The sequence below is a fragment of the Acinetobacter marinus genome (genome assembly GCF_900096915.1).
GTDB lineage: Bacteria > Pseudomonadota > Gammaproteobacteria > Pseudomonadales > Moraxellaceae > Acinetobacter > Acinetobacter marinus.
The window spans coordinates 592,056-618,626 of record NZ_FMYK01000001.1 but is presented as its reverse complement, the minus strand read 5'-3'; the positions used below and the strand labels follow the sequence as shown (position 1 = coordinate 618,626).

Annotated in this window: 23 protein-coding genes; 11 read left to right on the top strand and 12 right to left on the bottom strand. The window is 43.4% G+C overall.

The window, feature by feature from the left end:
* Positions 1-38 precede the first annotated feature (38 nt).
* From nth to BLQ60_RS02760, 4 genes are all read right to left on the bottom strand, one after another.
* A complete protein-coding gene (gene nth / locus BLQ60_RS02775; RefSeq protein ID WP_092616051.1) occupies positions 39-719 on the bottom strand; it encodes an endonuclease III in 681 nt (226 codons plus the stop codon).
* Between the two features lie 128 nt (positions 720-847).
* Complete coding sequence (locus tag BLQ60_RS02770) at positions 848-1,678, bottom strand: RnfABCDGE type electron transport complex subunit B (RefSeq protein ID WP_092615612.1); 831 nt, start codon at positions 1,676-1,678, stop codon at positions 848-850.
* 422 nt (positions 1,679-2,100) lie between these two features.
* Positions 2,101-3,087, bottom strand: coding sequence for a biotin synthase BioB (gene bioB / locus BLQ60_RS02765; RefSeq protein ID WP_092615609.1), 987 nt, complete (start codon positions 3,085-3,087; stop codon positions 2,101-2,103).
* Between the two features lie 106 nt (positions 3,088-3,193).
* Positions 3,194-4,093, bottom strand: coding sequence for a LysR family transcriptional regulator (locus tag BLQ60_RS02760; RefSeq protein WP_092615607.1), 900 nt, complete (start codon positions 4,091-4,093; stop codon positions 3,194-3,196).
* A gap of 108 nt (positions 4,094-4,201) precedes the next feature.
* Here BLQ60_RS02760 and BLQ60_RS02755 point away from each other — a divergent pair, with 108 nt between their 5' ends.
* The 3 genes from BLQ60_RS02755 to BLQ60_RS02745 all read left to right on the top strand — a co-directional run bounded on the left by BLQ60_RS02755 (position 4,202) and on the right by BLQ60_RS02745 (position 6,840).
* Positions 4,202-4,837, top strand: a complete 636-nt coding sequence (locus tag BLQ60_RS02755; protein WP_092615604.1) for an SDR family oxidoreductase — start codon at positions 4,202-4,204, stop codon at positions 4,835-4,837.
* 71 nt (positions 4,838-4,908) lie between these two features.
* A complete protein-coding gene (locus BLQ60_RS02750) occupies positions 4,909-5,823 on the top strand; it encodes an alpha/beta hydrolase (protein ID WP_092615601.1) in 915 nt (304 codons plus the stop codon).
* 96 nt (positions 5,824-5,919) lie between these two features.
* The gene (locus BLQ60_RS02745; RefSeq protein WP_092615598.1) at positions 5,920-6,840 is read left to right on the top strand and encodes an alpha/beta hydrolase; all 921 of its coding nucleotides are present in this window, start codon (positions 5,920-5,922) and stop codon (positions 6,838-6,840) included.
* A gap of 104 nt (positions 6,841-6,944) precedes the next feature.
* Here the strand turns inward: BLQ60_RS02745 and tal are convergent, their stop codons facing one another.
* Positions 6,945-7,925: a transaldolase gene (gene tal, locus BLQ60_RS02740; protein WP_092615595.1), complete on the bottom strand. Its 981-nt coding sequence runs from the start codon at positions 7,923-7,925 to the stop codon at positions 6,945-6,947.
* A gap of 256 nt (positions 7,926-8,181) precedes the next feature.
* On the opposite strand from tal, the gene BLQ60_RS02735 reads away from it, so the two are divergent.
* Complete coding sequence (locus tag BLQ60_RS02735; RefSeq protein ID WP_092615592.1) at positions 8,182-9,888, top strand: Hsp70 family protein; 1,707 nt, start codon at positions 8,182-8,184, stop codon at positions 9,886-9,888.
* A 103-nt stretch (positions 9,889-9,991) separates the two neighbouring features.
* Here BLQ60_RS02735 and BLQ60_RS02730 read toward each other — a convergent pair whose 3' ends face one another.
* Positions 9,992-12,274 carry a sulfite exporter TauE/SafE family protein gene (locus tag BLQ60_RS02730; RefSeq protein ID WP_092615589.1) on the bottom strand — a complete coding sequence of 761 codons (2,283 nt, stop codon included), beginning with the start codon at positions 12,272-12,274 and terminating at the stop codon, positions 9,992-9,994.
* A 192-nt stretch (positions 12,275-12,466) separates the two neighbouring features.
* On the opposite strand from BLQ60_RS02730, the gene pgaA reads away from it, so the two are divergent.
* From pgaA to pgaD, 4 genes are read left to right on the top strand one after another with little or no spacing between them, the layout of a single operon-like run.
* The gene (gene pgaA / locus BLQ60_RS02725; protein ID WP_092615586.1) at positions 12,467-14,935 is read left to right on the top strand and encodes a poly-beta-1,6 N-acetyl-D-glucosamine export porin PgaA; all 2,469 of its coding nucleotides are present in this window, start codon (positions 12,467-12,469) and stop codon (positions 14,933-14,935) included.
* Between the two features lie 2 nt (positions 14,936-14,937).
* Positions 14,938-16,935, top strand: coding sequence for a poly-beta-1,6-N-acetyl-D-glucosamine N-deacetylase PgaB (gene pgaB, locus BLQ60_RS02720; RefSeq protein ID WP_092615583.1), 1,998 nt, complete (start codon positions 14,938-14,940; stop codon positions 16,933-16,935).
* Between the two features lie 3 nt (positions 16,936-16,938).
* Complete coding sequence (gene pgaC / locus BLQ60_RS02715; RefSeq protein ID WP_092615580.1) at positions 16,939-18,234, top strand: poly-beta-1,6-N-acetyl-D-glucosamine synthase; 1,296 nt, start codon at positions 16,939-16,941, stop codon at positions 18,232-18,234.
* Positions 18,227-18,856 carry a poly-beta-1,6-N-acetyl-D-glucosamine biosynthesis protein PgaD gene (pgaD, locus tag BLQ60_RS02710; protein WP_092615578.1) on the top strand — a complete coding sequence of 210 codons (630 nt, stop codon included), beginning with the start codon at positions 18,227-18,229 and terminating at the stop codon, positions 18,854-18,856. Before pgaC ends, pgaD begins: the two co-directional genes overlap by 8 nt.
* On the opposite strand, the gene pgaB (BLQ60_RS02705) is transcribed toward pgaD, so the two are convergent.
* The 3 genes from pgaB (BLQ60_RS02705) to trpS form a co-directional block, all read right to left on the bottom strand.
* Positions 18,774-20,159 (bottom strand): poly-beta-1,6-N-acetyl-D-glucosamine N-deacetylase PgaB, encoded by a 1,386-nt coding sequence (pgaB, locus tag BLQ60_RS02705; protein WP_244515938.1) that lies wholly within the window; start codon positions 20,157-20,159, stop codon positions 18,774-18,776. The genes pgaD and pgaB (BLQ60_RS02705) overlap by 83 nt on opposite strands.
* Before the next feature lie 95 nt (positions 20,160-20,254).
* Complete coding sequence (locus BLQ60_RS02700; RefSeq protein ID WP_092615575.1) at positions 20,255-20,665, bottom strand: MmcQ/YjbR family DNA-binding protein; 411 nt, start codon at positions 20,663-20,665, stop codon at positions 20,255-20,257.
* A gap of 285 nt (positions 20,666-20,950) precedes the next feature.
* Complete coding sequence (gene trpS, locus BLQ60_RS02695; protein WP_092615572.1) at positions 20,951-21,964, bottom strand: tryptophan--tRNA ligase; 1,014 nt, start codon at positions 21,962-21,964, stop codon at positions 20,951-20,953.
* A 272-nt stretch (positions 21,965-22,236) separates the two neighbouring features.
* On the opposite strand from trpS, the gene BLQ60_RS02690 reads away from it, so the two are divergent.
* The 3 genes from BLQ60_RS02690 to ypfJ all read left to right on the top strand — a co-directional run bounded on the left by BLQ60_RS02690 (position 22,237) and on the right by ypfJ (position 24,899).
* Positions 22,237-22,785 (top strand): hypothetical protein, encoded by a 549-nt coding sequence (locus tag BLQ60_RS02690; protein ID WP_092615569.1) that lies wholly within the window; start codon positions 22,237-22,239, stop codon positions 22,783-22,785.
* A 228-nt stretch (positions 22,786-23,013) separates the two neighbouring features.
* Entirely contained in the window at positions 23,014-23,949 is a 936-nt protein-coding gene (locus BLQ60_RS02685; protein ID WP_092615566.1) for a DUF808 domain-containing protein, read from the top strand.
* 44 nt (positions 23,950-23,993) lie between these two features.
* Positions 23,994-24,899, top strand: a complete 906-nt coding sequence (ypfJ, locus tag BLQ60_RS02680; protein WP_092615563.1) for a KPN_02809 family neutral zinc metallopeptidase — start codon at positions 23,994-23,996, stop codon at positions 24,897-24,899.
* 91 nt (positions 24,900-24,990) lie between these two features.
* Here the strand turns inward: ypfJ and BLQ60_RS02675 are convergent, their stop codons facing one another.
* The 3 genes from BLQ60_RS02675 to minD form a co-directional block, all read right to left on the bottom strand.
* Positions 24,991-25,278, bottom strand: coding sequence for a PA4642 family protein (locus BLQ60_RS02675; RefSeq protein ID WP_092615560.1), 288 nt, complete (start codon positions 25,276-25,278; stop codon positions 24,991-24,993).
* A gap of 170 nt (positions 25,279-25,448) precedes the next feature.
* Complete coding sequence (minE, locus tag BLQ60_RS02670) at positions 25,449-25,721, bottom strand: cell division topological specificity factor MinE (protein ID WP_092615557.1); 273 nt, start codon at positions 25,719-25,721, stop codon at positions 25,449-25,451.
* Position 25,722: 1 nt separating this feature from the next.
* Positions 25,723-26,535 (bottom strand): septum site-determining protein MinD, encoded by an 813-nt coding sequence (gene minD / locus BLQ60_RS02665; protein ID WP_092615554.1) that lies wholly within the window; start codon positions 26,533-26,535, stop codon positions 25,723-25,725.
* Between the last annotated feature and the right edge of the window lie 36 nt (positions 26,536-26,571).

The window sequence follows — 26,571 nt, the reverse complement described above, 5'->3', positions numbered from 1 at the left end:
TTGCATTTTTACTTGCGTAGTGCGTTCATTCGATCATGTTACGAATCAAACTCAGCGGTAGATTGTAACTCAGGAATCTCTGCACCATAGTCAAAGCGTTCTTTCCAGTTGCAGACATCGGATACGATACATTCACCACATTTCGGTTTGCGGGCGATACAGCAATATCGACCATGCAAAATCAGCCAGTGATGTGCATCAATAATAAACTCGGTCGGAATACGTTTTAACAGTTGCTGTTCGACCTCTAATACATCTTTGCCTTTAGCCAAACCAGTACGATTCCCCAATCGAAAAATATGGGTATCCACCGCCATCGTCGGCTGACCAAAGGCGGTATTTAATACGACATTGGCAGTTTTACGTCCGACACCGGGCAGGGCTTCGAGCTGTTCACGTTGCTGTGGGATTTCACCGCCATAGTGTTCAATCAGAATATGACAGGTTTTAATGACATTTTCGGCTTTGGAGTTAAACAAGCCAATTGTCTTGATATAGTTTTTTAGCTTCTCCACGCCAAGCGCATACATGCTGTGTGCATCAGGCGCATCTTGGAAAAGTTGATCGGTGGCTTTATTCACACTGACATCGGTGGCTTGCGCAGAGAGCAAAACAGCGATTAGCAATTGAAAAGGTGAACCATAATTTAGCTCGGTTTCAGGGTTTGGGCGTTGCTCACGCAGTCGCTCGAAAAAGATTTGGATTTGCGCTTTGGTCATGGTTTTGCTGTTTGAGGGCTTCTTCTCGACGGCTTTTTTCTCGATACTTTTTCTCTGAGCTGGCTTTTTCGCAGGCGCTTTTTCAGTTTTGGCTTTTACTGTTTTGGTTTTTATAGTTTTTTCCATGATCAAGACTCCATCAACTGGGCAAGCTGTTGTTCAAGCGCTTGCAATTGTTCAGCTTTACCTGCATCAGGGCGCACACTGAGTTGTTTCTGTAATTTCTTAATTTGCGTGCGCAGTTTTGCCAATTCAATGGTGGTTTGCGCATCTTGTACTTTAAGTGGTTGAGTATTATTTTGTGTTGAATCAATTTGTTCTGGTAAGGATTGCCCAAGGATGGCTTCGAGTTGTGATTTTGAAGCAGAGGCTTTGGTCACAGGGCGAGCAGATTGTTTTTGTGCTTCACGAGTTTGTTCACGTAGGAGATGTGCTTTATAACGGTTGCGTAGATCATTCTGTTCTTGAATGCGTTCGTTAGGCGTTGGCAATGGCGACAGATCTTCGACCAAATCAATGCAATCCACAGGGCATGGCGCAAGACACAGCTCACAGCCAGTACACAGATCGGGCATGATACTGTGCATCACTTTACCACTGCCGATGATCGCATCCACAGGGCAGGCGGTAATACATTTGGTACAGCCGATACATTCATCTTCACGAATCACGGCTTTGATGCGTTGCGGTCGTCCATCGGCTTGGACTGCCCAGACGCTCGGTTCAGCGCCGAGTTTTGGTCGGTCTAATACATTGGCAATGGCATCGGCAACAGGCTGACCACCAGGGATACATTTATTGGCGTCCTCACCCTCGGCAATCGACTGTGCATAGGGCAAACAGCCTGCAACATGACCACAAAGTCCACATTGGGTTTGTGGTAGGAGTTGATCAATTTGCTGGACTAAAATCTGCTGAGCTGAGTTTTGAGGTTTGGGCGTTTGCAGTGGCGAGGACATAAGCTATGCAAAAGGGGATAAGAATAGAACGTGCAAGTATAGCCCAAAATTACTTTTTGGGCTTCATTTAGAATTTTGAAAGTTTTTAGAATGATAAAAAAGAATCACGTTCAATAAATATCTATAAAATATTGAATTTATTTTAAAATTATTTCTAATGTAGTTGTATCGTTTGTTATCGTATAGACAGTTTAACCTTCGGTTCGACCTGAGAGATACATCTCGCAAGGCTTTCGGGAAAAGTAGGCAAAACCATTTGTCAGTCGCAAACTCGGTCATAAACCGAAACTAATCTAATTTCTTGAGAATACGGTAATTTACCGATCTTGTCCTGACCTCGAACAATGCGACTGACCTTTCCACGAGTCAGATAGTCTTTTACTCATCCTATGCTAAATCAAGTAACCTCAAAATTTAGACAGTTAAATCGCCATCGCATCGACAGCAGTTTCACGGACATTGAGTTGTGGTTTTTCTGCAACTAGACCGAGTTTGGCGAATAACTGCTGATCTCGCCCTTGTCCTGCATTGGGTGTAGTCAGCAGTTTTTCACCTGAGAAGATCGAATTTGCCCCAGCCATAAATGCCAATGCTTGATCGCTATCACTTAAGGATTCACGCCCTGCAGAGAGACGAATATAGCTTTTCGGCATGAGAATCCGAGCAGTGGCAATAGTGCGAATCCAGTCAATCACATCTAACTTCTCGACATCAGCAAGCGGTGTGCCTGCGATAGGCACCAACATATTGATCGGTACAGATTCAGGATGAATTGGCAACGTAGACAATTCATGCAGTAAGCCGATGCGATCTTGTTCAGATTCACCGAGTCCGACGATCCCGCCACTACAGACTTTTAAGCCTGCATCACGGACATGATCCAACGTATTTAAGCGATCATCAAAAGTGCGGGTGCTGATGATATTGGCATAATATTCACGTGAGGTATCGAGATTGTGATTGTAATAATCCAGCCCTGCATCTTTTAAACGTGTCGCTTGCGAGCTATTCAACATACCCAATGTCATACAGGTTTCTAGTCCAAGTGCTTTGACTTCTTTGACCATTTCCAGAACATAGGGCATATCACGCTCATGCGGATTGCGCCATGCTGCACCCATACAAAAGCGAGAAGAACCTGAGGCTTTGGCTGCTTGCGCTTCACGGATGACTTTATCAACGGCGATGCGTTTTTCTGCTTCGAGGTCGGCATCATAATGCGCAGATTGCGAGCAATATTTACAATCTTCAGGGCATTTCCCTGTTTTTATCGAGAGTAAAGTACTGACTTGGATGGTATTTTTTTCAAAATGCTGGCGATGAATACTTTGCGCCTGAAACAATAAGTCCATCAACGGCAGTTGATAGAGGCTGTGAATTTCTGCTCGAGTCCAGTCGTTGCGCAACATATGTTCTGTTCTTCCGATGTGTCAATAAGTACTGCAAACTACTATACCCAAAAAATGGCGCATTGTGATGGATGAAAAATTCCAATTTTTCAGGGAAATGCTTTTGCTATTTTTTAATCAAATCTGCGGTCAATGCCTCTTTGACTAGTTTAAATGCAGGCGACATGAGCTTACGACTGGTATAGAACAGATAAAACGGCGGATGGGTAATACAATATTCTGGCAACACACTGATCAGTTTTTTATTTTTAAGATATGGTGCAACCAGTTTCATCGGCAAATAAGCGATGCCAAACCCACACAGACTTGCTTCCAAAATTTGCTCAATATTAGACATGATGACTTGTCCACGCCCTTTAAAGACCACTTGTTTATTATCTTCAATAAAAGTCCAACCGAGCAATGAATTATCAGTTAATAGTCGGATATGGATACATTGATGCTGTTTTAAATCTTCGATGGTGACGGGAATATGATGTTGTTCAAGATATTTTGGTGAAGCAACCAAACACATTTGAATATCTTCGCTGATCGGCACGGCGACCATATCAAGATCGATTAAATTGCCCAAACGCACACCTGCATCATAGCCTTCTTTGGCAATATCAATCCGTGCATTGTCCGAAGTTAAATCAATCTGAATATCAGGGTATTTCGCAAGTAAAGGTTTGATTTTGTCCCAAATATAGTATTTGTGCACGTAGGCATCGGCAGAAATACGCACCAAACCTGAAGGATTGTGGCTATGTGTCTTGAGCTGTTCTACGCCTTGGGTGATTTGTATCAGTGGTGTATCAACGATGTTGGATAACTGTTCTCCCGCTTGGGTTAACGTCAGGCTTCGGGTCGAACGATTGAATAATCGAATGCCCAATTCTTTTTCCAAGTTGCCGATGGTTTGGCTTACTGCAGACTGTGTCATCCCTAGACTTTTCGCTGTTTTGGTGAAGTTGAGATGACGTACAACTTCGCTAAATACACGCAGTTCATTCAGGTTGATTTTCATTGATTCATAAGTATTACTAATGCTATCAATCAGATTGTAGCATCTAATCAGGCAAGTTTTTTTTTTTTATGATCTTCTCATTACTTCAAAAAAGAGATATAGATCACAATGTCAAAGGTTTTAGTTCTCGGTGCAAATGGACAAATTGCACGTTGGGCAATTCAACTACTTGCCAATAAATCTGATGTCAAACTCACGCTCTATCTGCGTGATGCTAAGAAAATTAGCGATCTCGTCAATGCAGAGATGACTGTGATCGAAGGTGATGTGCTGGATGAAAAGCGATTAAGCGATGCAATGCAAGGGCAGGATATTGTTTATGCCAATCTTGCAGGTGAGCTTGAAGCACAGACCCAAAATATCATCAAAGTGATGCAGGCACAGGGTGTTAAGCGGATTATCTCGATTAGCTCACTCGGCATCTATGATGAAGTCACAGGTCAGTTTGGTGAGTGGAATCGTCAAGAAATCGGTCAATACCTTGCGCCATATCGTAAATCGGCAGATTTGATTGAAGCATCGGGTTTGGATTATACGATTTTGCGGGCGGCATGGCTGATGGATGAGGACGAGGTGGATTATGAAATCACGCAAAAAGATCAAGCCTTCAAAGGCACAGTGATTTCAAGAAAAAGTGTTGCCAGTCTAGTGATCAAAATCATTGAAAATCCAAGCCTGCATGTCAATCAAAATCTTGGTGTCAATAAACCGAATAGTGATGCGGATAAGCCGTATTTCATGTAGTACCTATTCTGTGTAAGAACAAGCAAGATTAATCTCAATTTAGCAACACATTCAATCAAAAGGAAACAACGATGAAAACTGTAAAAATCAAAGCACCATACTGGGATATCGCAGCGGATATCTATTTCCCTGATAACTTTGATGCCAGTCAAAAATATCCTGCGATCATTAGTGCCCATCCGATCGGCAGTTGTAAGGAGCAAACCTCTGGCAATGTTTATGGTATTGCTTTAGCCAAAGCTGGTTTTGTGGTCATCGCCTTTGATGCTAGCTTTCAGGGCGATAGTGGTGGCGAACCACGCTATATTGAAGATCCGACACTCCGTGTTGAAGATTTTCGTTTAGTCGCTGATTATTTAGTGACTTTAGATTATGTCGATGAAAATCGTATCGGTGTACTCGGTATTTGTGGTGGTGGTGGTTATTCTGTGAATGCGGCGATGACGGAGCGTCGTATTAAAGCTGTCGGTACAATCACAGGGGCAAATTACGGACGTGTAATGCGTGAAGCAACACAAGGCAATCCGATCGCATTTCTCGAAGCGGTCGCTGCACAGCGTACAGCAGAAGCGAGAGGGGCGGCACTTCGTGTAGATCAAGGACTCTATCCTTCCGTTGAAGCAGCCAAAGCTGATCATGCAGACATTGATCCTTTGGAAGCGACGGAATATTACCGAACTGCGCGTGGCGAAAAGCCAAATGGGGTTAATAAAACTTTATTCTCTCACAATGCCGTTGCAGTGGGTTGGGATGCTTACCATCTCGCAGAACATCTGTTAACTCAACCATTAATGATTATTGTTGGTAGCAAACCAGGTGGTTTTGGTGCGTATCGAGATGGTTTTGAAATCATTAATCGTTCAGCATCAACCGAAAAAGAATTGGTCATTATTGATGGTTGGTCGCATTACGACCTGTATGACAAGCCTGAGCCAGTCGCTCAAGCACTGGAAAAATTGATTCCTTTTTACCAAAAGTATCTTTAAATGATTTTTCATATTTCATTCTTTTTAGATTGAATGTTGTTTTATCAAATAGCAAATTTAAACGCTAAATCGGCAGTTTATTTTTAGGAAGTTATCATGTCACAACAAGCAGTTAAAATCGAAACTAAAAATGGTCAAGGTATTACCATTGCTGCAGTCATCAACTTTCCAGCAGGATTTGATGAAAATCAAAGCTATCCAACGATCGTGGTATCACATCCCGGTGGTGGCGTCAAAGAGCAGACCGCAGGATTATATGCGAAAAAATTGGCAGAACATGGTTTTGTGACCATTGCTTATGATGCATCGTATCAAGGTGAGAGCACAGGTTTGCCACGTCAACTTGAAAACCCATATATCCGCACCGAAGATGTTAGTTCGGTGATTGATTATTTAACCACCTTGTCTTATGTCGATAATAACCGTATTGGTGCAATGGGAATTTGCGCAGGCGCAGGTTATACCGCCAACGCAGCGATCAATGATCGTCGAATCAAAGCGATTGGTACAGTCAGTGCGGTGAACATTGGTCAAATGTTCCGTAATGGTTGGGAAAATACAGTCAAAGATGCGGATGCGATCCCATATATCCAAGCAGGCACTGATGCACGCACAGCAGATGCAAGTAGCGATGAATTCCAAACTGTGCCACTTGCACCGATGAAGGAAGAAGATGCGCCGAATGAAGAGTTGCGCCAAGCGTGGGAATACTACCATACGCCACGTTGCGAGCATCCGAATGCACCGGGCTTTGCTACTGCACGTAGCCTGACGCAGATTATTACTTATGATGCGTACAACAAAGCGGAAGCGTTTTTGACGCAGCCAGTGTTGGCGATTGCAGGGAGTAACGCAGGCAGTAAATGGATGAGTGATGACTTGGTGGAACGAGCTGCGAGTAGCGATAAAAAACTCTATGTCGTGGATGGTGCAAATCACATGGAGCTGTACGATGGTGAAAATTATGTCAATGAAGCCGTGTCACAGCTTGCCCCATTTTTCCAAGAGAAACTGTAATTCACTCGCTGATTGTCCGTACGCATAAAATTTAAGTGAAAAAGAGAAAGCGACGCAAATGTGTCGCTTTTCTTTTTGCGAGATGTTGTTATAAAGATTTGGGTTTAAACATGAATATTTGCCAAACCATAACTTTCACGAAGCACTTGATGAAGCTGATCACGTGCTTTGATAAAGCCATCAATGCCACCTTGCAGTAGTTGAAACGCCATCAAGTCATGCTCCAGTTCATTTTGGAACGTAGCTTGATCTAAGTTGTCACGTTCGATTTTGTCAGCTTGCTGTGCTTGCTCAACAGTTAATTGGGCTGTGACATCTTGCTCATCTTGACTGAGTTGATCCAGTAAATTCGGTGCAATAGTCAGGAGGTCAGAACCAGCCAATGCCAAGACTTGAGCAGTGCTACGGAAGCTCGCACCCATGACTTGGGTTTGGATACTATTTTGTTTGTAGTAGGTGTAAATCGTTTTCACCGAGTTGACCCCTGGATCTTGCTCAATCGGGTAGCTGTCTTTATTTTCCGCTTTCTTGTACCAATCTAGAATTCGACCGACAAATGGCGAAATCAACGTGACTTTGGCATCGGCACAGGCTTGCGCTTGGTGCAAACCGAACAATAATGTCAGATTGCAATGAATGCCATTTTGCTCCAAATGTTTTGCCGCTTGGATACCTTGCCATGTTGATGCGATTTTGATGAGTACACGATTGGTGTCAATGCCAAAGTGCTTATACAGATTAATCAAATCATAGGCTTTCTGAATGGTCGCTTCGGTATCATAAGAGAGGCTTGCATCGACTTCGGTCGATACACGACCATCAATATATTTTAAAATTTCAACGCCAAACTTGACTGTCAAAATATCAATCGCACGTTCAACCAGTTCATCGCCTTCGTAGTTTTCTGCTTTTGCCATCGCTATCGCATCTTCGATCAACACACGATTTTCAGGAATGCTTGCCGCGGCAGTGATCAATGATGGGTTGGTGGTGGCGTCGATTGGACGAAATTTTTGTACCGCTTCTAAGTCGCTACTGTCTACAACGATGGTGGTGAGTTGCTTTAATTGTTCAAGTGCAGTCATGTTTGAGCCAATGTTCAAGTAAAATGTCAAAATAACTTAGCACGCTTTGCACAGCGCTAACAGAGCACTTTGATGGGCGAATCGCCGTTTAATATTGTATTTTTTGTAATATATTGTGCCTATCAGCAAAAAAATCACGCTGATTCAATTTTGCTTTACACTTTTGCTTTACGTTTTGCATTTCTGGGAAGCATTGCCTTATGATGCAAAGCATGATCTTAAAAATATATGCTTTGTACCGATTTGGACGTGAAACATGGACACACAACAACAATTGATTGCCATTGATTTGGGGACGACAAATTCTTTGGTTGGTATTTATCAAGATGGTGAAAGTACCTTGATTGATAATGCTTATGGACAAAAAAGCACGCCTTCAGCCATCGCCTTAGATGAGTCTGGACAGATTTTAATTGGTCAAGCGGCGCTGGAATTGCGCCATAAAGGCTTGCCTGTACTCACCAGTTTTAAGCGCTTGATGGGAACCGATAAGAAGATGCAACTCGGACAGCAACGCTTTAATGCCACCGAGCTATCGTCGTTGATTCTAACTACATTAAAACAAGATGCAGAGCATGCTTTGGGGCATTCCGTGAATGAGGCGATCATCACAGTGCCTGCCTATTTTAATGATATTCAACGTCAGGCAACAATTAGTGCGGCGGAGCTCGCAGGGCTGAAAGTAGCACGCTTGATCAATGAGCCGACGGCAGCAGCGCTGGCTTATGGTTTGGGGCAAAGTGAGGACAGTTGTTTCTTGGTATTTGATTTGGGCGGCGGTACTTTCGATGTGTCGATTGTCGAGCTGTTCGATGGTGTGATCGAAGTGCGTGCCAGTGCAGGGGATAATTATCTCGGGGGTGATGACTTTGTCAGTATGATCATGAAGCAGTTTTGGCTGGCGCATGGTGTGCAATTTGGCGCAGAAGAGGGTGTGGAAACCATTCCGATCGATATTGAAACGGCACTACGGGCAAAAGCGCAACGTGCATTGCATCAGCTGAGTAAAGACAGTCAGGTCAGTCTTGACTTTAGTTGGCAGGGCGTAGATGCGTACATGCAGATTGAACAACAGCAGTTTAATCAATGGGTTGAGCCATTATTAACTCGTTTGCGTCGTCCGCTGGAGCGTGCCATGCGAGATGCACGAATTCGTCCAAATGATATTGATCAAATCGTGTTGGTTGGCGGTGCAACACGGATTCCTGTGATTCGTAAGATGATCACCAAGCTATTTGGGCGTTTTCCATCGACCAGTATCCAACCTGATGAGGCGATCGTGCGAGGCGCGTGTGTGCAAGCAGGGCTCAAAGCCAAAGATCAGAGTTTAAAAGAAGTGGTGCTGACTGATGTTTGTCCATTTAGTTTGGGGATTGCGATTACTGAGGAGCATGTTTTCGATCCGATCATTGAGCGAAATACCGTGATTCCAGCGAGTAAGGTCAATAATTATCAAGCCATTCATAAAGGACAGCGCAGTATCGGCGTGAAGATTTACCAAGGTGAACATCGCTTGTGTAAAGAAAACATTTTTTTGGGCGAGCTGGATGTGCCGTTGCCACCGAATAATGAGTTGCTGACCATTGATGTGCGTTTCTCTTATAATCCGAACGGTATTCTTGATGTCGATGTGCATGTGCCAAGTACAGGAGAAAATCTGCAAAAAGTGTTGATCAATCACCAAAGCGTGATGTCTGCTGAGCAGGTGGAGCAAGCCCGTTTGGAATTGGCAAAACTGAAAATTCATCCTCGAGATAATCTGGTGAATAAAGCATTATTACTGCGTGCAGAACGTCTGTTTAGTGAACATACGGGCTATCTGCGACAAGAAATCGGCGAGAAAACCCAGCAATTCAGTCAAATCCTTGACGGACAAGATGAGCGTAAGATTCGTGAAACACGTCCATATTTTGAAAAATTTCTCAATGATATTGAGCAACAAGGCATGTTTGATGATTATTGATTAAAGACGACGTTCATCTTATGCCTATCTGCATCGACAATACAACGGCTTTATTGACCGATAAATTAGACAGGGACATCGCTTAATCAGATTGGCACATCGTTTAATTGGGTTGATGACGATGTGCTTTATATTCGCGAATGTCTTCTCTTGCTGAATAAAACAAATAATACAACCCTAAAATCGGTAAAATAATCGTGACCGCTGTTGCGATTAACAGGCTGATATAACACAGATATTTATAAAAATAATATAGCGTGCTCGGCTTGCCCGCCAGCAAAAATAAACTGAGATAACAACCAATAGCAAGGAGTAAATCGGGTGACAATGCGGGTGCTTTCAACACATGAAAACCGATTACAAAGAGCCAAAATCCAATGATCAATATATTAAAATATGTTCGTGGTTTGCTCCGAGCAGTTGTTGGTTTGGGCGCATCGGCTGTGTTGAATACAGCGTTTCGGCGAAATTCAAAAGACTGAAACAATGGCTGGAAAAAAGCAGGAAACAGTAAGAATCCGACAGGAATCGCAATAAACCCCATCGACAACAGTAACTCAGGCTGGAACTCATGCGTGATCACCGCCCAAAAGATCACTGCAAATAGCATGCTGGCAATCGCCATAATCCACGGATCAGCGACGATTTTACGTGGATAAAGAAATAACATTTTCACAGCGCTTGGCACAATGGCACTTGCCATGCTAAACAGAACCAATGTGACGAGTAACCAAAGCATTGCCATACTCTGATGCACGCTATTGAGCAGAAATGGTGTGCTCATGATCAGGGCAATGCCTGAGAAAAACCACAATTGACTCAGACGCAGTTGAATGGTTGTGTGCTCAGGATGACTGAGCAAGCGGGCTTTGATCGGAGATTGAATAAACAGATACCAGACAATGCAAAACAGCAACATCAACGCCTTGATCAGTGCTGAAGCATGAATATGATAATTGACGTAATAAGTGGATGCCACGAACAGTACGATAATCATCCACAGCGCTTGGCGCCAATGTCGAACGTCATTTAAATACAAAAAATTGGCATTGCGATCACGATCTGCAATTTGCAACTCATCCAGATAATGCCTAGATGGAAATTGCTTATTTAGCTCACCATTGAGCAGTAGCATTTGCCACGGTTGAAATTGGCGGTTTTCCGTCAAATGCAAATATGCTTGCTGACTAGAGGGCTGTAAATGCTGATAGATCAGATCTTGTTTTTGATAAAACTCAACCAAAAGCTGGACTTGCTCGGCATAATAATCTTGATTTAAACAATCATCTTCGGTCGGGAAATATTGCTGCCACAAGAGAATAAACGGCGCAAAATCCTCTTGATATTGCGTGGCATCAATCTCGGCAAAACTATAGATCATGCGTTCTTTGAGCTCGAGTTGTTGCTCAAAAGAATATTCATTGACTTGGTGAATCAGTTGCTCAAAACGCTGAAATTGATTTGGAGAAAAATCCCGTGCTTCGATAGCGTCAATATTTTGCTCAAGAGCCTGATAAAACTGCCTTGAGGTGTCGGTATCTGGGTTAATAAAATCGTGATTTAAATTCTGTTCATCTAAACTTTGTTCATTTAAATTGCGTTCATTAAAGTTTTGTCCATTTAAATTTTCAGTATGGATGCGTTCTTCATTGGCGTTCTTTGCATTGAAATTTTCCTCATAGATATTACTATCATGATTGCCATCATCTCCCTGAGAAAATTCTGCATCGGTAAAAGATGTCTCTGAAGCCTCAGTATCGGAAATTGGTGCATTGAAAACATCTGTCTGTTCAACATCTTGCTGTATTGTCGCTGAAATCTTGAGTTGCGATTTAAAGCTATCTAAATTGTAGCGTTCAAGTAATGCCGAGAAGCGTTGTACATATTCCACACCGATAGATGGATCTAATGCTTCAAGCTGAGCTTGAATCTCCGCAAGTGCTTCATAGAGATGAAATTGTTGGTTTTGCTCTTGAAGTTGTTGTTCAAACTGCTGGTAACTGTATTCGATGTTTTCAATTTGCTTGGCGTGTTGAGCGATTTGGTTTTCACTGAGGTCTTGATCTTCGTCTAGACTATGATTTTGATTTTCGCTCAGGTCTTCGATTAAGCCTTGATCTGCGCCGAAGTTGTAGTTTGGTGATGATGCTTCTTGGTCAGCATATACCTCATCATCGTTATCTTCATCGTCATCACTATTTTCATCGTCATCACTGGTTAAAATATATCGTGCTAAATATTGTGCATGTTCATAGGCATCACGTAAGGCAATGAAGGCTTGAGGATCGGTTTCTTGGTCGATTTGTTTTAACTGTTTGGCGTAGGCTTTCTTGATTGAGCGTAAATCTGTGGTCGGCGCAAGTGCGAGTATGTTCCAACAATCCATATATCCTCTTTAGATCACCTATTATTGTTATGTTCTTGTTTTACAAGTATTACAAACACATACGAATGTAAAACAAAGTTAATATTATTACAACATATGTGGCAGGGAATACAAATTATATTTGGTGAACTGTTTCACATTCATCTTCCAACTTTTTTCAAATTTTAAAAATTTTACCCTTGGGGTGTGTTTATGCCAATTCGCCTGCACTTAGCCGTTGCTATCTCAATGGCTTCAATTTTTGTTCCTGCGCATGCCGATGATCAACGCATCGCACAGGCACAATCTGTAGATTCACTGCGTGAGCAAGCTGTTTTACAAATTCGTCAAGGACAAGTAGAGCAAGGCTTAACACAGTTGAAAACGCTGTTGGCACAGCATCCAACACAGCAAAAGTTAATCGCCGATTATCTCATGTTAGCGTATCAGCATCAGCAATTATCAGCCGATGATTTGCAATATATCCAAAAGATTGATGCGGCAAGCTATCCGCAGTATGCCTATATGACCACTTTGTCTGCGCTGCGAGATCAGAAGCAATTTCCGCAAGCGATCACGTTGGCACAGCAATTTTCAAAGCAACAGCCGTCGACTGCATTAAGTCTGATGCATGGTGTGTTACTTGCAGAAAATGCCCAACCAGAAGAGGCATTAACGCAATTGGATCAGCTCAATGAAGCGCAGTTGAACACCTCACAGCGTTTGCAGCTTGCTTATGCCTATCGCATTTCAGGGAATTTAGTGAAAAGTTTAACATTGACTGAGCAGGCTTATCAGGCAGAACCCGACAATCAAGAAGCAATTAATCAATACATTGCCACGCTTAACGCCCTTGGTAGCGTGGAAAAAGCCCAGCAAGTGGCTGAACAACATGGCTTGGCAGATCGCAATAATGCATTGAGTTATCAAACCAAACAGCGTTATTTTGCCGATCAGATCAAGCAAGCCTTGCAGGTGCGTGACTATCGGATGGCATGGTTGGAGCCGAATATTAACGAAAAGCTCGATCAAGTGATTGTTGAGATGCAGGACTATGCCACGCAAATTGATCAAAAAGACCCGATGTATAAGGCGTTTAATTATGATCTGATTTACGTACTGAGTGAGCGTCGTCGATCACAGCAGGCGATTGATCTCTATCGTCAGCTGGGTTATGAGCAACAGCAGATTCCTGCTTATGTCGAACAAGCAGTGGCCGATGCCTATCTGAATGCCCGTCAGCCAAAGCAAGCTGAACCACTGTATAAGCATGTCATCGCACAGTCAGAAGCGGTTGATTTTAGTGCCTATTCTGGGCTGTATTATGCGTTGATTGAGCAAGAGAAGTTTAAAGAAGCTGAGCAGATGCTCGAAAAGCTCGATCAGATTTTGCCGAAGAAGCAATATAGTGACGCCGCAGGGGTAAATGCCGATGTGCATCCTGATCGTTCTGCGTACATCAACTTATATGGTTTACATCAGGCGTATAGTAATCGCTTGGCTGTTGCCGAAAAGTATTTCCAAGATTTGCTGGCAGTCGCACCAAACAATGAAAGCTATATCACGCAACTGGCGATGATCCAGCGCTGGCGCAACAAACCTTTGCAAGCGGAGCAAACGCTCGCACGACTCAATGCGATTGAGCCTGTATCTAAATCACGACAGCTCAATGCCATGCAAAATGCGCAAGCCTTGGGTAATGTGCCTGCTTGGCGCACAGGTCTGGAAAAGTTAGAACAACTCGATCCTGATGATACGGGGGTGATCAAAGCCCGCCAAGAACTGGACGACCGTGATCGTTTTGCCATTTCTCATCAGACCAGCTTTGGTGAAAGTAAAGCCGACAATGCCAGTGAAGCGAGAAGTCTGCAAGGCTTGAGTGATCGTGATAGCACCACCACGCTGTATACGCCGTGGTTTAAGGACAATTTCAGAGCCTATGCCGAGTATCGTAATCGTTGGGGCGAATTCCGTGATGGCGAGATTGAAGAAAATCGTTATGGCGTCGGGCTTGAGTGGACAGTAAATCGCAAATCATTGTCAGGTCTGGTGTCTCAGTCTGAATCAGGCGATCGGGCGGGGGTTGATCTGCAATGGTCGCATTGGCTCAATGACCACTGGAATTATGGTTTAGGTGTCAATACTGCTGCCGATATTCCGATGCAAGCATTGGTTGATGATCATAATGGGCAATCCTATCAAGCCAATCTGACGTGGCAAAAAGATGAATCTCGCCGTGTTAATGTCGGTTATCAATTTACCGATATTGATGATGGCAACCAACGCCAAGAGCTTTCTGCGAGTTTTAACCAAGACCTCTGGAACTCGGCGCATCATCGTACTGAAGGCACGGTTTATGCATATTATGGCAAGAATAGTCTGGATAACGCCGATTATTTTAACCCTGATCATCATCACAGTTTAGAGCTGAATGTACGACACGACTGGATGACATGGCGTAATTATGAAAAATCTTTAAACCAAGTCTTTGAAGCGGCGGTTGGCTACTATGCCCAAGCGGATTATGACACTTTGCCGACCTATGTGGTGCAGTATAGTCATGAGTGGGATTTGTCACGAACTTGGCAATTGCGTTATGGCGTGGGTTGGAAACAACACCCCTATGATGGTGAGCAAGAGCAACGCACCTTTGGAATGGTTGGGCTTGAAGGGAGGTTCTAAACATGCCTCATGTGTTTTCACAGTCTGCACAGCACGGACAATCTGCATCAGTTGAACGGGCAGATTTAAAATCTCTGGTGGTTCGGGCGATGCAAAAGTCGCTGTGCTTGACCTTCAGTTTGCCTCTCTTGACTTTGTCTGTATTGGGGCATGCACAAGACGCCAATCAGTTTTTACAATCGGGGAAAAACTTGTCAGCATCGCAAGCATCAATCAATAATTCATCTAATGAAGCAGTGCGTGCGAATCCATCCGCAGATGATCATAACGACTTTAGCGAAAATAGCTTGGGACAACAGTTTATTGCTTTGACTTTTCACGATGTGCGAGATGATGTCAAGCGCTCAGGTGATCGAGATTTATATGCTGTCAGTACACAAAATTTGGCGGCGTTTTTTGAGTGGATCAATCAAAATCAGTGGACGCCAATTAGCCTAAAAAACATCCAAGATGCTAAGCAGGGTAAATATAAATTGCCTGCAAAAGCGGTATTGCTTTGTTTTGATGATGGTGCATTGAGTAGTTACAATCGTGTTTTTCCGTTGTTGAAACTGTATAAATATCATGCGGTATTTGCCATTCCGACCAGTTGGATCAACGGCAATACCAAAGCAGGCTATGCAGCCTATGGCGATGGTAACCTCATGAGCTGGGATCAGATGCGTGTGATGCAGGCGACGGGATTGGTCGATTTTGCCTCGCATAGTGATGATTTGCATAAAGGCATTATTAGTAATCCGCAGTTAAATGAAAAAGCGGCGGCGATACACCCGCAATATTTCCCACAATTAAAACGCTATGAAAGTGATGCGGAATATCGCACAAGGGTGTTTAAAGATTTAAAACATTCGAAGCAAGTTTTGGATCGTGAGCTCGGACAAAAAACCACAGCGATCATTTGGCCTTATGGTGCAGTCAATGGCACTGCGCAAGATTTGGCACAGCAGGCGGGGTTTACCCAATCGTTTAGCCTTGGGCGCAGTGCGATTAGCAATGTGCACGATGAGACCTATCAGCGGGTATTGATTTTTGATAATCCGATGCCAGAAGAAATCCATCAACAAGTGCAGAATATTGAACGTGGCGGTGACAATGTCATCATGCAACAGGCACGGATGCTGAGTTTTCCCATGCAACAGTTGCAGGCAGGAACTTTAGCGCAATCGGATGCCAAACTCGGTGAGTTACTCAATGCAATGTCAGCCCTTGGAAATTCTCACTTATCGCTGGATGCGATGGCAGATCAAAATGCTGATGGGATATTTGAAACGGCGTACTTCCCAACGCAGTGGGTTCGCACACAATATGACTTACTATCACGTGTCGCATGGCAAGCCAAAACACGGGTAGGTCAAAATGTCTGGGTAAATTTGCCAGTATATCCTGATCCTAAACAGCCCGATTTGGTGGTGAATTTAAGCCAAGATATTGCCAAACACAGTCCGTATTTGGCTGGAATTAGTCTGGATGCAAAAAAACAATTGGCATGTCTGTGGAATAGTCCAAGTGATCAGCGCCCTGAATGTCAGCAAAAGCTCAAACAAATCCAACACTTGCTCGATCAAATTCGAGTTCAGACCCGACCGTATGAAAGTTTAAGTGATCAGTTTTTGACGGCATTGCGGGTGGATTTGGTAGAAACCGATGCTCAGGCGTTAAAAAATCATTTCCAAAAATTTTTGCAAGGGGATCATCTGCTGATCATTGATGTGGATGGATTACGCAGTCCAACTGCATTTTCAGAGGTGGTTCAGCAAATTCAAACTTTATCAGAATCACAAAAACAGCGTGTGATGATTAATCTGATTTTGCCGAATTCGCTCAATGCCGATCAAGCAAAATCCATGAATCAAGCCTTTGCACAATTGAAAAAATTAGGGATTCGGAAGCTCGGTGTGAGCCCGTATACCTTGACGCAATCTTCAGCGATCCATCAATATTTATATCCATCGTTAAGTTTGAACAGTAGCCCTGTCACTTATAAGACGTGGCAGGAGTAATGCATGCAGGCATTATATCAATTCTTTGACGTAGTTCGACAGCTCTCCCTCGCTGACATTCTGTTCGGTATGGCATTTTTCTATCCGCTGGCGATGGCGTGGTTGTGGATGCTCGGCGGTTTTATCTTTTTTATCCGCCGTGAAATCCCGACCCCAGATTTGCCGATTCCCACCGAAGAAGGCTGTAGCATCATTATTCCTTGCTTTAATGAGCAGGCGCAGGTACATGAAACCATTCGTTATGCGATTCAGACCCAATATCCAAAGTTTGAAGTGATCGCCGTCAATGATGGCAGTAGCGATGATACCGCAAAGATTCTCAATCAATTGGCAGAAAAATATCCGCAGTTGCGGGTGGTGCATTTGGCAGAAAATCAAGGTAAGGCGATTGCACTGCATGCGGGTGCGCTGGTCAGCCAGTATGAATATTTGATCTGTATTGATGGTGATGCCTTGTTACATCCGCATGCGGCACTATGGATGATGGCGCAATTGGCGAACCATCCCCGTGTTGGCGCTGTCACAGGAAATCCACGGATTTTGAATCGTTCTAGCATTTTGGGTAAATTGCAAGTCGGTGAATTCTCCTCAATTATTGGACTGATCAAACGTGCGCAGCGAACCTATGGGCGGATTTTTACTGTATCTGGGGTGATTGCAGGATTTCGTAAATCGGCACTGTTCCGTGTTGGTTTTTGGTCGGAGAAAATGATCACCGAAGATATTGATATTTCATGGCGTTTACAGTTTGACCATTGGGATATTCATTATGTGCCACAAGCCTTGTGTTATATCTATATGCCTGAAACATTTAAAGGTCTGTGGAAGCAACGGGTACGCTGGGCACAAGGTGGAATCGAGGTGTTATTTCACTATATGCCGAGGATTTTTCACTGGCATTTGCGTCGTATGTGGTTGATGATTTTTGAAAATCTAATCAGTGTGGTGTGGTCGTATATTATTCTGTTAATTGCGATTTTATATCTACTTGGGCTGTTTTTTCCGATGCCTGAAGACTGGTATGTACAATCTATTTTACCGCAGTGGTACGGCGCTTTACTGGCATTCACCAGTTTGTGTCAGTTTGGGCTGAGCCTATATATTGATAAACGCTATGACGGTGGACGCTTTTATCGCAACTATATTTGGACGATTTGGTATCCGATTTTTTTCTGGATGCTATCGGTGATGACCACCATTGTCGCCTTGCCAAAAACAGTATTTAATACCAAAACACGGGCACGTTGGGTCAGTCCTGACCGAGGCTTCCAATCATCGGGAGATTCGTCCAATGAGTAAAAGAAATCTACCAGAACATCGACATACTCAGCATGACCATTCCGTACAGGATTTAAGTGAATTTGGTATTGAAACCGATCCGAAAAAGCTGAACTTGCCTGAGTTTATTGATCGATCAGAGTTGGTCAGAAACCGTGCTGCCTATACACTGTTGCAGTTCATTGGTTGGGCAGCATGGATGTGGTGCATTATCCCAATGATCACTTTGATTTTTTGGGTCGTGCAGTTTTACATTATGTACCGTGAGTTCGGGCATTATAGTTTGGATGAACAGTTACAACGCCTGGAATGGATTGCGTTTGCGATTATTATATTGGATGTGATGTTCTTAATTTGGGCTGGCTATAACTGGTTGCGCTTTCGTAACTATACCCGCCGACAAAATTTTTATGTGACCCCAGATCAGCAGTTCAGCCACAAATTTAATGTGGATGTTGAACAACATGAGCAGCTTCAGCACCATAAAATCATTACCCTACACCATAATGATCATGGAGAAGTGGTTGGCTTTGACCTCAATCCATTGCTGGAAACCACGGCTACTGCGCAAACTGTCTGTGCATTGCTTCGCCATCTGGATGATTCTGAAAAAAGTTATCAGGATAATAACCATAATGCTTAGCGCCATGCGATTCGAGGTATTGCATATCTTGAATGATTTCCGCACTGTCGATGGCTTGTTGAGTATTCCAGTTGACACTTTGTAGCTCAAAAACAGTGTGACTGAGATCGCTGTCATACTGCTTTGCTGCATTGATCAGATTTAAATAAAACTGCTGATGATTGCTGACTTTTTCCATATATGGCATCGCCATCACTGCATTATAGTCATAATATTTATAGGTGCTTTCTAGGGACTGCGCAAACCAGCGTTCACTATCATTGTCGAGATGAATCATGGCATAGCTGTTGCGTGCGGTCTTGATATTCGGTTGATATTTCTTCACCAATTCGCCAAGCCCATAGGCAAGTTGATCGAGGTAAGCCGTTTTTAACTGCGTAAACTGGAGCTGTTTCTCTTGCAAAGGTGTCGTGATATAGCTTTGATCATAGCCCCATGTCGTATAGGTTTTGATCGCATCAGGATGCGCATCTTCATAATCATTTAAGGTTAAATCATCATGAAAGAGAATGCCATCAACCGCATTATTCTTGGCAAAATCTTGATAAATATCCGCAATGATTTGCAAGTTTTTTTCTACAAACGGTGAAAGACGAATATAACCTGTACTGCTACCATTGGCATGTTTGACAAAGTCGCTATTGTTCGGGACTTCCCACGCCATCACAGGTAGCCACGCAAAAATGGCTTGGACGTCGGTATTAGACTTGATCGCTTGGCTAACTGTGGCAAAAATATTCGCACGTGTCGGCAGATGACGATTGTCAAAGTAGGTTTCATCGGCAGAACCGTTGCCATCTGGATCAGCAAAGGCTTGTAGAAACACGGTATTCGGTTGCACGGTCTTGATCTGCTCTATCAGTGCATCGATATTGCGCTTGAGCTGTGTCGCATCGGCATCATAAACATAATCTAGATCGACGTGCATGATGCGCATCTGTTCTGGCATAGTCACAGTGCTGCTATTATTCGGTGTAATCGACTGATATTGTTTTAAAATCTCGTTGATCGGATGTGAGGAAATATCAATTGGCGTCATCGTGCTAAGTGCTGTGCTTGTGGTTAAATTTTCTGAAGATGTCGAATTCATGGATTGATTGTTGGCTGTTTGGTTGTTAGCTGTTGGGTTATTCGAGGCTTGGTTATTCGATGACGTATTTGAACTCGAAGCACCACCACCACAAGATGCCAAAGACACAATCAAAAATAGCGTGCTCAATTGATGGCAAAGTTTAAAGAAATGTTTAGAAAATTGATGTGAAAAGGTGGTCATCATATCAGTAGCGAAAGTGCGATTCGCCATGATACACATACACATCATAAAACTGCTCATCATAAAACGATAATTGAAAAGCATTATAAATCAATCATTTTTAAAACTGCGCTTTGAATCACAGTTCATTCGGTACATAAATAACTTTCATGCAAGCAGTCCAACACGATTTGTGCTGTTGCCTCTGATAAAACGATACTCACCCAATGTTCCTTATTCATATGATAGGCAGGGTATATTCCCGCATTTTGCCGTGCAGAACCAATGAAGTCTGGTGGCAGTTTTGTATTGAGTACCGTGACAATCGTGTCACTGTGTAAATCCAGTTTACTTTTGGCAATGTCCATCAACACCGCAAACCATTTTTGATTGCTGGCATGTCGAAACACCGCATGTTTTGGATAACTTGCCCAAGGATATTCTGGATCGGTTTGATAATGGTTTTGGATATATTCGGTGAGTGTGCTCCGATCAAAGTCGCTCCGATCAAAATCATTTGGATGAAAGTCTTTTTCTTGTTCAGACACTTTTGTCATGTGATGCTCCGATGAATAAGGCACGGCAAAAAAAGTTAAAAAAAACGCAATGATCTGGGGGAATCATTGCGTTGAATATCGATTTCATGTTTCGAAGTGCTTTGCTTCTGAACTTATGCATTCAGTATGCAATAGGCGAGCGAAGATGACTTTAGTCTTGCCGTAAAAGAATGTAAAGCTGCGTAAATAATGTGATTAAATACGCAGAAATAATTACAATTATAATATTTTTACATTCTTAGATTGGTATGGAAAGTCAGCCAGCCCGTCGACCGCTCATTGTTATTAAAAACGAAACAAGCCTAAGCCAGCTTTGACTTCATCTAAGGTCTCTTGGGTAATGAGACGACATTTATCTGTACCATCACGCAATACATCCATGACATAAGATGGGTCTTTCGCCAACTCATTACGACGCTCACGAATCGGTTCGAGCAGTTCTTTGAGCACACCTTCAAGACGTTTTTTCACGGTACCGTCACCCAGTCCGCCACGGCGATAATGTGCTTTGAGTTCTTCGACTTCTTCCTTATTTGGATCAAAAGCATCGAGATAGGTGAATACCACATTGCCTTCAACTTGACCTGGGTCTTCGATGCGCAAGTGATTTGGATCGGTGTACATGGCATTGACGGCTTTTTTGATGTCTTTATCTGTAGCATTCAGGACGATGGTATTGCCCAGTGATTTTGACATTTTGGCTTTGCCATCAAAACCAGGTAAACGCCCAACATTAGAAAGCAGTGCTTTACACTCAGGTAAAACATCTTGACCAATCTGACGATTGACACGGCGTACCACCTCATTGGTCTGCTCAATCATTGGAATCTGATCTTCACCAACAGGCACTAATGTGGCTTTAAATGCAGTAATGTCAGCCGCTTGAGAGACGGGGTAGCACAAGAAACCTGCGGGAATATCCCGTTCAAAACCACGCATTTGGATTTCAGATTTGATGGTTGGATTGCGTTCAAGACGTGCCACGGTGACAAAGTTCATGTAATAGCTAGTCAATTCAAACAGCGCAGGCAAGCAAGACTGAATGCAGATCGTAGTTTTGCTTGGGTCGATACCAACAGCCAGATAATCGAGTGCCACTTCGACAATGTTGCGGTGTACTTTTTCGACATTATCGGCATTGTCTGTTAATGCTTGGGTGTCAGCGAGGAGTAAATATTGTTGATGGGTATCTTGTAAGCCAACACGGGTGCGCAATGACCCAGCAAAGTGTCCTAGATGTAATTGTCCTGTTGGGCGATCGCCAGTCAAAATAATTGGACGCTCTGCGGATTGAGTCATAATATATTCCCATGCAAATGTGTAATTTGTGCAGTGACTGGCATTTCAAAAAAGCCAAGTTCATCGGAGCAGTATTGTAAAGAAGCTGAACGAGAATGCATAGTGCTTATTGCTAGGGCGGAAATGAGTGGACGCTATATCGCAAAGTGATGCACAAAAGCGGGAAGTTGTTGAGATACAAATCTCAAAATCGCTGCGCTTGGAATTTCGGCTAAACTATACGGAGAGAATGACCGATACACAGCGAATAAAAATGACATGGAGTATGCAAGATGCACAGCAATATTCAAAATTTGAGTCATGGTAAATTGACGATGATACAGAGCAATTTGACCTTGATCTTTGCATGTGTGGGCATGGCGAGCTTGATGTTATTCAATCACTCGAGTCATGCTGCGCCGACGACGTATCGTGCGGTCGATGTCAAACCTGATCGCATCGCCAACAATCGCTATGGTCATCTGACCAAGCAACGCAATAATCCGTATAATCGTTATCCTCAGCCTTATCCTCATAATTATCCTCAGCCTTATCCGAATAATTATCCTTACGGCTATCCCGATAATTATGGCAATCGCTATCCAAGCAATCGTGCGCAAGTCTATATTGGTACGCCGAATGTGCAGGGCTATCTACAGCCACAAACGCAATATCATTATCAAAGTAGCGAAGAAGTCTATTTGCCTTATGGTGGCACCTATCGCAAGACCACAGAATATTTACCACAGACGCAATATGCTTATCCCGTCAACCGCTACCCACAATATCCAAATACTCGGCGCTATGGCAAAGTGATTCAACAGGGCAATTTTCAGGATTAATCGTATGACTGTCGCAATGCGTGCGATGTGGAGAAAAATGCAGTGAACTAGCGATTTTTGCTACAGTTTTTAGCAGAAATTTTGTTGCACTACACGGCAAGTTTAATTATTGTGACAGAATCAAAGGTTTAGCTCAAAATTGCACAAGTACAATGTCGCTGTACAATTTATTTTTTTGGGAATTGATTTTGATCATTCATTTTGTTCGTTTAATTAGGGAATCAGCACATGGCTAGTAGTTTGTTGCTACTTTTAGATGATATTGCAACCATTATGGATGATGTTGCTGTGATGAGTAAGGTCGCAGCAAAGAAGACCGCAGGGGTCTTGGGGGATGATCTTGCTTTGAATGCACAGCAGGTGAGCGGTGTGCAAGCAAATCGAGAGCTCCCCATCGTTTGGCGGGTGGCAAAAGGCTCATTTGTGAATAAACTGATTCTCGTGCCACTGGCGCTGTTTATTAGTTGGATTGCGCCAGCGTTGATCAATCCACTCTTGGTGATTGGCGGTTTATTCTTATGTTATGAAGGTGTGGAAAAAGTTTGGCACACCATTCAACATAAAAAAAATCCACATGCCAAAGACGACGTGGACGTTGCCAAACAGCAATTGGAAAAAGATGCAGGTGACCTGAAAGCCTTTGAAGATGAAAAAGTCAAAGGCGCAGTGCGCACCGATTTTATTTTATCGGCAGAAATTGTGGTGATCACCTTAGGCACCATTTCATTGGCTGCACCATTTATTACCAAGGTGAGTGTATTGTCGTTGATCGCAATTGCAATGACCGTCGGTGTTTATGGTTTGGTGGCATTGATCGTGAAATTGGATGATATGGGCTTATATTTGGTCGAAAATAAAGACGGCGTTGCCGCCAGTTTCGGTCAAGGTTTATTGAGTTTTTCACCGATTTTAATGAAAATTTTGTCGATTGTTGGTACTGCTGCCATGTTCTTGGTCGGTGGTGGCATCATTAACCACGCTTTACCGTTTTTACATCATTTCACTGAAGATGCGGCGGAAGTCACCAGTCATCTGCCTGCAGTGGGCAGTATTTTTGGTGCAGTCACCCCAACATTGATCAATTTTGCCATTGGTGCGATTGCAGGAATTATCGTGGTATTGCTGGTGACGCTGGGCAAAAAAATGTTTGCAAAAAAATCTTAAACATCCGAGCGTTGCAATATTTTTAAAATTTGAGGAGTAAGACCATGCGTTGGAAAGGACGTCGTACCAGTGATAATGTACAGGATCGTCGTGGTGGTGGGGCGGTCAAAACAGGTGGCGTGAGCGTACTTGGTTTGGTCGTGGCATTTGTCGCATGGAAGTTTTTTGGTGCAGATCCACAGCAAGCCTACCAAATGACCAAGCAAGCCACACAGCAAACCAGCAGTGCTTCACAGACAGCGCCTGAAAATGAAACGGCAGAGCAAAAAGAAGCACGTCAATTTGTATCAACTGTTCTTGCTGATACCGAAGATACCTGGACCCCGATTTTTCAACAGCTTGGACGTGAATACAAGGCGCCGACTTTGGTGATGTATAGCGGTGCAACAGCCACAGGTTGTGGTACAGGTCAGTCTGCCATGGGACCATTTTATTGCCCTGCAGATCAGACAGTCTATATTGATACCGATTTCTTTAAAGATATGCGTACGCAAATGGGTATCACAGGTGAGCAGAACCAAACCGAATTGAGCCGTCAAGATCAGGCGGGTGATTTTGCCCAAGCCTATGTCATCGCACATGAAGTTGGGCACCATGTTCAGACTTTACTCGGCATCTCTCAGCAAGTGACTCAAGCTCGCCAACAAGCCAGTGAAACCCAAGGCAATCAGCTGTCTGTGCGTCAAGAGTTACAAGCCGATTGCTTGGCGGGACTTTGGGCGAAGCAGACCAATCAGCGGACGCAGTTCCTAGAGCAGGGTGATGTGGCTGAAGCTATGGATGCCGCAGAAAAAATCGGTGATGACTATCTGCAACGTAAAGCACGTGGTAGCGTGGTACCTGATAGCTTTACTCATGGTACCAGTGAGCAACGTCAGCGTTGGTTTGATCGTGGCTTCAGCAGTGGTGATATTAATCAATGTGATACTTTTGGCGCCAATAGTTTATAAGCGATATGTTCAGTCCAACCATCTTTGGTTGAGTACATCAAAAAAAATGGCATCCCATCGGATGCCATTTTTTTGACTTTTTTGAAGATCATCAAGCAAATTTCGCAAGTACCGCCAAGAATTCCTCTTTTTGACGTGGATATTTGGCAATCACATCGTGAATACGCTCACCCTCAGGATTGGTGGCGTTGACATCACGACCATCCGCAACAAATTGCGTTAATAAACGCTCATAATCAAACGGGCGCATATGTTTGAACGCATGATAGAGCACGTGAAAGTCGGCATTGACACCTTGTGGTGGTAATTGATTGAGATAGGCAAATACACGCTCATCAGACCATTCTTCATTAAACGTGGCTGGTTGGGATAACGCCATGCAAAATTCCTAGCAAAAAAACAAATAAAATTTCTAAATGCAAAACGACAGCGATAATACTACTTCACTCGAAGCATCGCTTCTCGTCTTGCGACTGGGCGAGGAGTACCTCGCCGATCCAGTCTCATATTTTGCCTTGAAATCACTGTTGTGACTAGTCAATTCTAAGATTAACGGTCTTCAGGCAAATTGATATTCATTTCTAACATTTCGATGTTAGCCTCAGAACGCACACTCATTTGAATGTGATCTTCATCCACACCACGCACATAGCGACTAACGACTTGCAAGATTTCCTTTTTCATTTGGTTAATCTTGTCTTGGCTCAAGCGACGACCTAAGCCTTGCTCAGAAGCCACGATCACTTTGAGGCGGTCTTTCGCAGTTTGTGCGCTGGTCGGTTTTTCTTCGTTGCCGAATAATTTATTCCAAAAACTTGCCATCTTAACCTCCAAATAGTCGTGCCAACCAGCCTTTTGGTTGCGCAGTAATGTATCGGAAAGGACGGTCTTCGCCAAGGAAACGAGCCACTAAGTCATCATAGGCATGACCTGCTTTGGTTTCTGTATACAGAATCACAGGTTTACCTTCGTTCGATGCTTGTAATACGCTTGGGCATTCTGGAATCACGCCAAGGGTTGGCACACGCAAAATATCTTGTGAAATATCTTCAATGCTGAGCATTTCTTCACGTGCAGCACGATCTGGATTAAAACGTGTGATACACAAATGCTTGCGAACACGTCCTTCTTTTTGTTCTACTTTTTTGGTTTTGCTGTCAAGCATACCAATGATACGGTCTGAGTCACGTACCGATGAAATCTCAGGGTTGGTGACAATGATCGCTTCATCCGCATAATACATGGCGAGCATCGCACCACGTTCGATCCCAGCAGGGGAGTCACAGATGATATAGTCAAATTCCTCAGACAACTCTTCCATGACACGCTGTACACCTTCATCGGTGAGCGCATCTTTATCACGGGTTTGTGATGCTGGAAGAATATACAGACTTTCAATGTCTTTATCACGGATCAAGGCTTGTTGTAAGCGTGCTTCATTATTAATGACGTTGACAAAGTCATAGACCACGCGGCGTTCACAGCCCATGATCAAATCCAAATTACGTAAACCTACATCAAAATCGATGACGACAGTTTTATAACCACGTTTTGCCAAACCGGTTGCAAATGATGCGCTGGTGGTGGTTTTACCAACACCGCCTTTTCCGGAAGTTACGACAACAATTTTGGCCACCGAAAATACTCCTACTTGTCTTATATTCTCTAACTT

Coding starts and splice junctions, on each gene's coding strand:
- tal (WP_092615595.1), bottom strand. CDS start 7,925: ATGACTGCACTTGAACAATTAAAGCAACTCACCACCATCGTTGTAGAC.
- pgaB (WP_092615583.1), top strand. CDS start 14,938: ATGCCTCATGTGTTTTCACAGTCTGCACAGCACGGACAATCTGCATCA.
- trpS (WP_092615572.1), bottom strand. CDS start 21,964: ATGACTCAATCCGCAGAGCGTCCAATTATTTTGACTGGCGATCGCCCA.
- bioB (WP_092615609.1), bottom strand. CDS start 3,087: ATGTTGCGCAACGACTGGACTCGAGCAGAAATTCACAGCCTCTATCAA.
- pgaD (WP_092615578.1), top strand. CDS start 18,227: ATGAGTAAAAGAAATCTACCAGAACATCGACATACTCAGCATGACCAT.
- BLQ60_RS02735 (WP_092615592.1), top strand. CDS start 8,182: ATGGACACACAACAACAATTGATTGCCATTGATTTGGGGACGACAAAT.
- BLQ60_RS02755 (WP_092615604.1), top strand. CDS start 4,202: ATGTCAAAGGTTTTAGTTCTCGGTGCAAATGGACAAATTGCACGTTGG.
- BLQ60_RS02675 (WP_092615560.1), bottom strand. CDS start 25,278: ATGGCGTTATCCCAACCAGCCACGTTTAATGAAGAATGGTCTGATGAG.
- pgaB (WP_244515938.1), bottom strand. CDS start 20,159: ATGGCGAATCGCACTTTCGCTACTGATATGATGACCACCTTTTCACAT.
- BLQ60_RS02770 (WP_092615612.1), bottom strand. CDS start 1,678: ATGTCCTCGCCACTGCAAACGCCCAAACCTCAAAACTCAGCTCAGCAG.
- pgaC (WP_092615580.1), top strand. CDS start 16,939: ATGCAGGCATTATATCAATTCTTTGACGTAGTTCGACAGCTCTCCCTC.
- BLQ60_RS02750 (WP_092615601.1), top strand. CDS start 4,909: ATGAAAACTGTAAAAATCAAAGCACCATACTGGGATATCGCAGCGGAT.
- BLQ60_RS02745 (WP_092615598.1), top strand. CDS start 5,920: ATGTCACAACAAGCAGTTAAAATCGAAACTAAAAATGGTCAAGGTATT.
- ypfJ (WP_092615563.1), top strand. CDS start 23,994: ATGCGTTGGAAAGGACGTCGTACCAGTGATAATGTACAGGATCGTCGT.
- BLQ60_RS02690 (WP_092615569.1), top strand. CDS start 22,237: ATGCACAGCAATATTCAAAATTTGAGTCATGGTAAATTGACGATGATA.
- BLQ60_RS02685 (WP_092615566.1), top strand. CDS start 23,014: ATGGCTAGTAGTTTGTTGCTACTTTTAGATGATATTGCAACCATTATG.
- minE (WP_092615557.1), bottom strand. CDS start 25,721: ATGGCAAGTTTTTGGAATAAATTATTCGGCAACGAAGAAAAACCGACC.
- nth (WP_092616051.1), bottom strand. CDS start 719: ATGACCAAAGCGCAAATCCAAATCTTTTTCGAGCGACTGCGTGAGCAA.
- BLQ60_RS02700 (WP_092615575.1), bottom strand. CDS start 20,665: ATGACAAAAGTGTCTGAACAAGAAAAAGACTTTCATCCAAATGATTTT.
- pgaA (WP_092615586.1), top strand. CDS start 12,467: ATGCCAATTCGCCTGCACTTAGCCGTTGCTATCTCAATGGCTTCAATT.
- BLQ60_RS02730 (WP_092615589.1), bottom strand. CDS start 12,274: ATGGATTGTTGGAACATACTCGCACTTGCGCCGACCACAGATTTACGC.
- BLQ60_RS02760 (WP_092615607.1), bottom strand. CDS start 4,093: ATGAAAATCAACCTGAATGAACTGCGTGTATTTAGCGAAGTTGTACGT.